The 1,122-nt window shown below is 67.3% G+C and carries 2 protein-coding genes; both read right to left on the bottom strand.

Annotation, left to right across the window (positions count from 1 at the left end):
• The coding region (locus ACZ5CR_RS46705; RefSeq protein ID WP_468870132.1) for a hypothetical protein at positions 1-202 on the bottom strand (202 nt) is incomplete at its 3' end.
• A partial coding sequence (locus tag ACZ5CR_RS46700; RefSeq protein ID WP_468870131.1) for a major capsid protein occupies positions 199-1,122 on the bottom strand: 924 nt, incomplete at its 5' end. The genes ACZ5CR_RS46705 and ACZ5CR_RS46700, both read right to left, overlap by 4 nt.

The raw sequence follows: 1,122 nt of genomic DNA, 5'->3' as shown, positions 1-1,122 counted from the left end.
GTTTCGCCTTCCGGGCAGACGGCTTGCCAGGCTGGATGGACGGCTGCTCGTCCTCCCAGCAGCGTGGATTGGTGATCTGCTCGGCCACTGCCGGGTCCGTCACGTGCTCGCCGGCGAGCAGCACTACGGGGATGCGCTCTACGGGGTCGAGGACATGGACGGCCGCGGCGAGCACGCCGAGCGACTTCACAGCGGCGCTCACAGGACGGTTGCGGTGATGTGGCAGTCCGGCGAGTACAGGACAGGCATCGCGGCTGCGGCGCCCTTGGTCCAGATCTGCACGGGATCGTCCTGGACGTCACGGGTGATGACGATGCCCGGGGCGTCCTCCCGCTCGATCTGCGGGTTCGTGCCGCGTGACAGGGCGAGGGACTCGGTGGTGGTGCCGTACTGGGTCTGGCCCCACTTCGCGCGGTCTGGCGGCAGCATGATCCACCGGTCTTCCGGCAGGACCCGCTTGGACACGTCGTCCTGCCAGACCTGAGCCTTGTAGAAGGTGACAGGCGGGAGCCCGTACGTGCCGCGCACCGAGTTGACCTGCTCTGGATTGAGCGTCGCCGTCGGAGTCTGACCACCAGCAGGAGTGCCGTAGTAGGCCGCGCGGTAGGACTGGTTGCTGACTAGATGCGACCAAGCCTTGCGGGAAGTGAGGACCATCTCCGGGGCCGGGGCGCCGATGGAGTCGAGGTAGTCGATCCACCGAAGCTCATCCGCGATGGGATCCGCCGCAGGGTCAGACCACGGCTTCGGCGCCGTAGGCATGTTGGCCTGCGGTACACCGTAGTCCGCCTCGACCGTGAGGCCGTTCTCTCCAGTGAGGGTGAACTTGCCATCCAACAGCACGTCACCAGCGGCGAGTTCGAGGCGGGAGCGGATCGCTTCGACGTGACGCTCCACATCGTCGTACAGCAGCTCCACCAGGCGGTCCTCGTCAGCGCCGCGCGACGCGTCCAGGAGGAGCTGCTCCATCTCGCCGACGAGGAGCTTCTGGCCGAGTGCCGGCAGCGTGCCTTCGGTCTGCGTGGACTCGGCCTGCCGCTTCGCGAACGGCACGCTCGTGTCGTACGCCCGATAGGAGGCGGTATTCACGCGGCGCTTGCTCTGCCGGATGCGCCACTTCAC

It is taken from the genome of Streptomyces sp. NPDC031274 (genome assembly GCF_055570235.1).
This window is presented reverse-complemented; position numbering and strand designations above follow the sequence as displayed.